The sequence below is a fragment of the Nostocoides sp. genome (assembly GCF_035343835.1).
GTDB classification, from domain to species: Bacteria; Actinomycetota; Actinomycetes; order Actinomycetales; family Dermatophilaceae; genus Nostocoides_A; species Nostocoides_A vanveenii.
Genome location: NZ_DAOQZV010000188.1, coordinates 1 through 6,398 on the forward strand (window position 1 = coordinate 1; position 6,398 = coordinate 6,398).

The 6,398-nt window shown below is 69.6% G+C and carries 6 protein-coding genes; 3 read left to right on the forward strand and 3 right to left on the reverse strand.

Annotated features, from left to right (window positions below; all coding sequences use genetic code 11):
* Positions 1-290: 290 nt before the first annotated feature.
* On the reverse strand, positions 291-428 hold the full coding sequence (locus tag PKH97_RS12360; RefSeq protein ID WP_324387777.1) for a hypothetical protein: 138 nt from the start codon (positions 426-428) through the stop codon (positions 291-293).
* Between the two features lie 8 nt (positions 429-436).
* Positions 437-1,267 (reverse strand): aldo/keto reductase, encoded by an 831-nt coding sequence (locus PKH97_RS12365; protein WP_324387778.1) that lies wholly within the window; start codon positions 1,265-1,267, stop codon positions 437-439.
* A gap of 80 nt (positions 1,268-1,347) precedes the next feature.
* Between PKH97_RS12365 and PKH97_RS12370 the strand changes: the two genes are divergently transcribed.
* Positions 1,348-3,123, forward strand: a complete 1,776-nt coding sequence (locus PKH97_RS12370) for a biotin carboxylase N-terminal domain-containing protein (RefSeq protein WP_324387780.1) — start codon at positions 1,348-1,350, stop codon at positions 3,121-3,123.
* Positions 3,124-3,144: 21 nt separating this feature from the next.
* On the opposite strand, the gene PKH97_RS12375 is transcribed toward PKH97_RS12370, so the two are convergent.
* Positions 3,145-3,747, reverse strand: a complete 603-nt coding sequence (locus tag PKH97_RS12375; protein ID WP_324387781.1) for a hypothetical protein — start codon at positions 3,745-3,747, stop codon at positions 3,145-3,147.
* 203 nt (positions 3,748-3,950) lie between these two features.
* Between PKH97_RS12375 and PKH97_RS12380 the strand changes: the two genes are divergently transcribed.
* Both PKH97_RS12380 and PKH97_RS12385 read left to right on the forward strand, forming a co-directional pair.
* Positions 3,951-5,708, forward strand: coding sequence for a Xaa-Pro dipeptidyl-peptidase (locus tag PKH97_RS12380; protein WP_324387783.1), 1,758 nt, complete (start codon positions 3,951-3,953; stop codon positions 5,706-5,708).
* A gap of 69 nt (positions 5,709-5,777) precedes the next feature.
* The gene (locus tag PKH97_RS12385) at positions 5,778-6,284 is read left to right on the forward strand and encodes a SigE family RNA polymerase sigma factor (RefSeq protein WP_324387784.1); all 507 of its coding nucleotides are present in this window, start codon (positions 5,778-5,780) and stop codon (positions 6,282-6,284) included.
* Positions 6,285-6,398 lie beyond the last annotated feature (114 nt).

Here is a 6,398-nt window from a genome sequence, read left to right on the forward strand (position 1 = left end):
CGCTGCGCCGGCCGATGCGGCCCCGGCCGGCCCGACGCTGGTCGCCCCTGCCTGGATGGCCGCTCCCGCGGCGAGTGCTGTGGTGCGGAATCTGCGCATCCTCATGGCTCATCTCCCCTTGGACCCGCCAGGCCCCGTTGGCCCGGCCCTTGGACGACCATGACACCGCGCTCGAGGCAACACACCGGACAATGTCCCGGCGTGGGCGCCGCGCCCCCACCGGCCCGCGCATCATCCGACGGCGCAATCGGCGGCTCACCGCCCGGGTGCGCGCATACGCGGGAGGCGGCTCAGGTCAGCGCGAGATAGATCAGCCAGATCACCACGACCAGGGCGACCAGGCTGGAGGCCGCGATCGCGGCGTCGACATAGCGCGGGCGGGCGCGGCCCGCGCGACGCGGCGGGGGCGGCGGAGTGGACGCAGGCATACGGGCCGTCAGCCGTTGAACTCGAGCGGGTTCGGGCCGGTGCGCATCCCGCGGTCCAGGCCTTCGATCGCCTCCATGTCCTCGGCGTCCAAGGAGATCCCGAAGACGTCGAAATTCTCCGCGATCCGGCTCGGGGTCACCGACTTCGGGATCACCACATTGCCGAGCGCCAGCTGCCAGGCGAGGATCGCCTGCGCCGGCGAGACCCCATGCTTGGCGGCGATCGCGCCGATGACCGGGTCGTCGAGCACCTGCTTGCCGGACGCGAGCGGGCTCCACGCCTCGGTGACGATCCCGTGCTCGGCGTGGAAGGCCCGCAACTCGCGCTGCTGCAGGTAGGGGTGCAACTCGATCTGGTTGATCGCCGGATACTCCCCCGTTGCCGCGTTTGCGGCCTCGAGATGCGCCGGATCGAAGTTCGACACCCCGACCGCGCGCACGCGCCCCTCGCCGCGCAGCGCGACCAGGATCTCCCACGCCTCGACATAGCGGCCCTGCTCCGGGAAGGGCCAATGCAGCAAGAAGAGGTCGAGCACATCGAGTCCCAGCCGCTCGGTGCTGGCGTTGAAGGAGGAGCGGGCGTCGGGGAAGTCGGTCGGCCACAACTTCGAGGTCACGAAGACCTCCTCGCGCGGTAGCCCGGACTGGACGAGCGCCCGGCCCACGCCGGTCTCGTTGTGATAGAGCTTCGCGGTGTCGATGTGCCGGTAGCCGACACCCAGCGCCTCGACGACGGCGATGAACGCCTCGTCGTCAGGCACCTGCCAGACACCGAAGCCGAGTTGCGGGATGGCGACCGTGGTCGAGCCGGCGCGCAGGTCCTTGTGCGGTTGCGTCATAGGCCCACTGTAGGCACCTATGACGCACCTAACCCGCGGATCGACGCGTCGGCGACGGGCCGCCCGCTAGGCTCCCGAACATGCCGACGATCACCAAAGTCCTCATTGCCAACCGCGGTGAAATCGCCGTCCGTGTCGCGCGGGCGTGCCGGGATGCGGGCATCGGATCCGTGGCCGTGTATGCCGAGCCGGACCGCGACGCGCTGCATGTCAAGGTCGCCGACGAGGCCTACGCCCTCGGCGGTTCGACGCCCGCGGACTCGTATCTGCTGCAGGACAAGCTCATCGACATCGCGCACCAGTCCGGGGCCAACGCCATCCACCCCGGTTACGGCTTCCTCGCCGAGAACGGCCCTTTCGCCCAGAAGGTCATCGACGCCGGCCTGATCTGGATCGGCCCGGGACCCGAGGCCATCGACTCCCTCGGTGACAAGGTCAAGGCCCGGCACATCGCGCTGGCCGCCGACGCGCCGCTCGTGCCGGGCACGAAGAACCCGGTCAGCGGCCCTGACGAGGTGGTCGCCTTCGCGACCGAGCACGGACTCCCCGTCGCGATCAAGGCGGCATACGGCGGCGGCGGCCGCGGCCTGAAGGTCGCGCGCACGATCGAGGAGATCCCCGAACTGTATGACAGCGCCGTCCGGGAGGCGGTCACCGCCTTTGGCCGCGGCGAGTGTTTTGTCGAGCGCTTCCTCGACCACCCGCGGCACGTCGAGACCCAGTGCCTGGCCGACATGCACGGCAATGTCGTCGTCGTCTCGACGCGCGACTGCTCGCTGCAGCGTCGCAACCAGAAGCTTGTGGAGGAAGCCCCGGCCCCCTTCATCACCGACGAGCAGCACGCCGAGTTGCTGCGCGCGTCCAAGGCCATCCTCAAGGGCGCCGGGTATGTCGGCGCCGGCACCTGCGAGTTCCTCATCGGGCCGCAGGGCGATATCTCCTTCCTCGAGGTCAACACCCGTCTCCAGGTCGAGCACCCGGTGACCGAGGAAGTCACCGGGATCGACCTGGTCCGCGAGCAGTTTCGCATCGCGAACGGCGAGGCCCTCAGCTTCACCGACCCCGAGCCGCACGCCCACTCCATCGAGTTCCGGATCAACGGCGAGGATGCCGGCCGCGGCTTCCTGCCGGCTCCGGGGACGGTCACCACGATGGTTATCCCCCAAGGACCGGGCGTGCGCTGGGACGCCGGCATCGTCGAGGGCGACACCATCGCCGGCGCCTTCGACTCCCTGATCGCCAAGTTGATCGTCACCGGACGCACCCGCCAGGAGGCCCTGGAGCGGTCGCGCCGGGCCCTCGACGAACTCGTCATCGAGGGCATGCCGACGGTGACGCCCTTCCACCGCGCCGTTGTCGCCAACCCCGACTTCGCCCCCGCGGACCCGGCCGAGAAGTTCCGCACGCATACCCGGTGGATCGAGACCGAGTTCGTCAACGACATCGCCCCGTATGCCGGCACGACGGCCGATGCGCCCGAGGCCGAGGAGCGCCAGCACATCGTCGTTGAGGTCGGCGGCAAGCGCGTGGAGGTCTCCTTGCCCGGTTCACTGTCGTTAGGTGGAGGTGGCGGCGCTACCGCCGCGAAGAAGAAGGCGCCGCGTCGCAGCGGTGGTGCGAAGTCCGGCGCGGCCGCGTCGGGCGATTCCCTCACCGCGCCGATGCAGGGCACCATCGTCAAGGTGGCTGTCGCCGACGGTCAGCAGGTTGCCGCCGGTGAACTCGTGCTCGTCCTCGAGGCGATGAAGATGGAGCAGCCGATCAATGCCCACAAGGCGGGCACGATCAGCGGCCTGAGCGCCACCGTCGGCGCGACCGTCGCCAATGGCGCGGTTCTCTGCGAGATCAACGACTGACGCGCCCACCCCCGGACGCGTTCACTCAGGGGCTGACGACAACGCGCTGTCGACCTGCCCGAGGCTGGTCAGCTTCTTGGTGCCCAGGTCATAACGCGCCCACGCGCTGGTGCGGTGCGTCGAATCCCAGGAGTGCCGCAGGTAGGCCTGAGAGCCGACAACGGTCAGGACAGTCGGCTGCGCCGACGCGGCGAGCCCGAGCTTTTCCGTGGCCAGCGCGCCATCGGCGCTGAGGCGTGCGTAGGTCAGCGGGTCGCCGGCCGGTGGCACGTAGGTCACGAGCGGCAGGCTCGACGTGCGCCAGCCGCGAACATCGGTGTTGTGGTCGCGGCCGGCCTTGGTCAGCACGGTCGCGCCCGTGCTCGCGAAGGCCACGAGGTCGGCCGGGCCCAGTGACTTGGTCAGGTCATGCAGGCACGACGCCAGCACCGCCGAGCTGCTCCACCACCTGATCGGGTCACCGTCCCAGCCGGCCGGTGCGCCGCGCACGGTCGAGGCCACGGCCCCGGTGGCGATGGTGATCACGCGAAGGCTGACCTTGTCGGGCCCGGTGACGACAACCGTCCCCGCGGACCGACCTGCGATGGGGTGGGTCGAGGCATAGTCGACCGCGATCGTGCGCACATGCCGGCCGGCGAAGTCCTAGACGTGCAGTGACGGCGGCCCGCCGATTTGGGCCACCCAACGGACGCGGTGACAACGGCCGATCAGCGGGTGGGCACAGACATGGAATCTCCTCGGCTGACGATGTCCATGAGCCTAACGACAGGTGCCGACAGCCTTCCCTGACTAGGGTGGCTGAGGTCGATCCGAGGAGGGGTGGGCTCATGAAGCGGACTGTGTGGGCGGCTGGCGCGACGGCCGCCGTGGTGGGCGTGGGCGTGACAACGGTCGGTGCGGCGCCCACGGGGGCGAGCGACGGCATACGCACGCAAGTCGTCGTGGACGGCCAAGCCCAGCCGGTCTTCGCCGTGCGCGCGGCGGACTGGATCGTCAAGGAAGCGTGGGTGAGCGTGCCCGTGGATTCCGACCACGACGGCCGGCCCGACCGGGCGCACATCCGGTATGCCGTGGCCAAGGACGCCCCGCAGCGGGTTCCGGTGATCATGGTGGCCAGTCCCTACTGGGTGGGGGTCAATGACGTCGCCAACCACAATGTCGACCACGACCTCTACGACCCCGACACGCGCGCGGGCGCCCGGCAGCCGGGGCACGAGCGGGCGACGGGCGGTGGTGTCCAACTGCTCGATCGTTGGACGGCGGCCACGTGGATCTCGCGGGGCTTCGGCTATGTCGAGTTCGAGTCGCTCGGCACCGGCGGCTCCACTGGGTGCCCCACGACGGGCGGAGCCAACGAAAGCCTCGGCCCGAAGGCGGCCATCGACTGGCTGAACGGGCGCGCGAGTGCGGTGGACGCGTCCGGGCGGGCCGTGGCTGCCGGATGGAGCAATGGGCGGGTGGGCATGATCGGCACGTCCTACGACGGGACCCTGCCCAATGCCGTGGCGACCACCGGCGTCGAGGGCCTTGAGGCGATCATCCCGATCTCGGCGATCTCGGACTGGTACGGCTACTACCGGGCCGGTGGGGCGGTGGTCGCGCCGGAGGGCTACCAGGGTGAAGACGCCGATGTCCTGGCGAAGTTCGTGCTCACGCGGGCGAATCGTGCGATCTGCAAGCCGGTGATCAATACCCTTGCGCGACAACAGGATCGAGTCACCGGGGATCTGAACTCCTTCTGGGCTCAACGCTCATACCTCGCCGATGTCTCCCGGGTCAAGGCCGCGGTGTATGTCGCGCACGGACTGCAAGACTGGAATGTCAAGCCCAGCCAGGCGGGGCTCTGGTATCGCGCGCTGCGCGCCCAAGGCACACCGGCGAAGATCTTCTGGCACCAGTGGGGGCACGGCGGGCCGCCGCCACTCTACGAACAGAACCGCTGGTTCACCCGCTATGTGCTCGGAGTGCGCAATGGCGTCGAAAGTGACCCGCGCGCCATCATCGAGACCCCCGAGGGCACCTCGCCGCGGTATGCCGATTGGCCCCTCCCCGGCAGCGCGGCCCGGACCACGACCCTCGCCGATCTGACCTTGCGCGCGGGCGCGTCGGGTCGCCTGCTCACCTTCGCCGACGATCCGAGGCAGAGCCTCATCCCGTTCACGACGTCGCCGACGCGATCCACCGGGCTCGCCTTTGCGACCGCCCCCTTGACGGCGAACACCCGGCTCTCCGGATTCGCGTCCGCCGATCTGCGACTCGCGCTCGGGCAGGGCAATGCCAACCTGAGCATCGGCGTCTTCGACCTCAACGCACGCGGAATGGCCACGCTGATCACCCAGGGCTGGGCCGACCCACAGAACCGCAACTCCCTCTGGCGCACCGACGCGATCACACCGGGCCAGTTCATGCGGGTGCGGGTCGACCTCGAAGCCAACGATCATGTCATCGCCAAGGGCCACCGCATCGGCGTCACGATCCTGCAGTCCGACCACGAGTTCACCATCCGCCCGCCCGCCGGCAAGACCATGACGATCGACACCCGCGCGAGCACGATCACCCTGCCCCTGACCCAGCCGCTGCCCTGAATCTGTTGGGGCAGGCAACCTTTCGGGGCCACCCTCCGTGTCTGAGGATGACCCAGGAAGGAGGGTGAGGTGTTCGGACCGTCCAAGGCCACGCGCGATGCGGAGTTCACCGCATTCGTGTCGTCCGCCCAGACCCCGTTGCTGCGCATGGCCTATGCGCTCACCGGGGATTCGCATGCCGCGCGGGACCTCGTGCAAGAGGCCCTGCTCAAGACCTATCTCGCGTGGGGGCGTATCCGCACCGACGACGCGCTGGCCTACACGCGCCGGATCATCGTCAACCAGCGCATCGACACCTGGCGCAAGACGGGGAAGGAGACCGCCTCCGGCGAGTTGCCGGAGGGTGTGCGGCCAGACGGAAGTGGCACGGTAGACGCCCGCGACAGCCTCGTGCGCCTCCTCGCCACCCTGCCCGAGCAGCAGCGCAAGATCGTCGTCCTGCGCCATTACGCCGACATGAGCGAGGCCCAGGTGGCCGAGCAACTCGGCATCTCCGTCGGCGCCGTCAAGAGCGCCGCCTCTCGCGGCCTCGCCGCCCTCCGTACCCACGCCGCCACCGAAGGAGGCACCCGATGAACCTCGACCTGTCCAGTTTCGACCCCGATCTCGACGAGCGCCTGCGTCGCGAACTCGGCGAGGCCGACCTGACGCCCTTCGACCCGGCGGCCCTGACCGCAGCCGGCGGGCGCG

Coding starts and splice junctions, on each gene's coding strand:
- PKH97_RS12360 (WP_324387777.1), bottom strand. CDS start 428: ATGCCTGCGTCCACTCCGCCGCCCCCGCCGCGTCGCGCGGGCCGCGCC.
- PKH97_RS12365 (WP_324387778.1), bottom strand. CDS start 1,267: ATGACGCAACCGCACAAGGACCTGCGCGCCGGCTCGACCACGGTCGCC.
- PKH97_RS12370 (WP_324387780.1), top strand. CDS start 1,348: ATGCCGACGATCACCAAAGTCCTCATTGCCAACCGCGGTGAAATCGCC.
- PKH97_RS12380 (WP_324387783.1), top strand. CDS start 3,951: ATGAAGCGGACTGTGTGGGCGGCTGGCGCGACGGCCGCCGTGGTGGGC.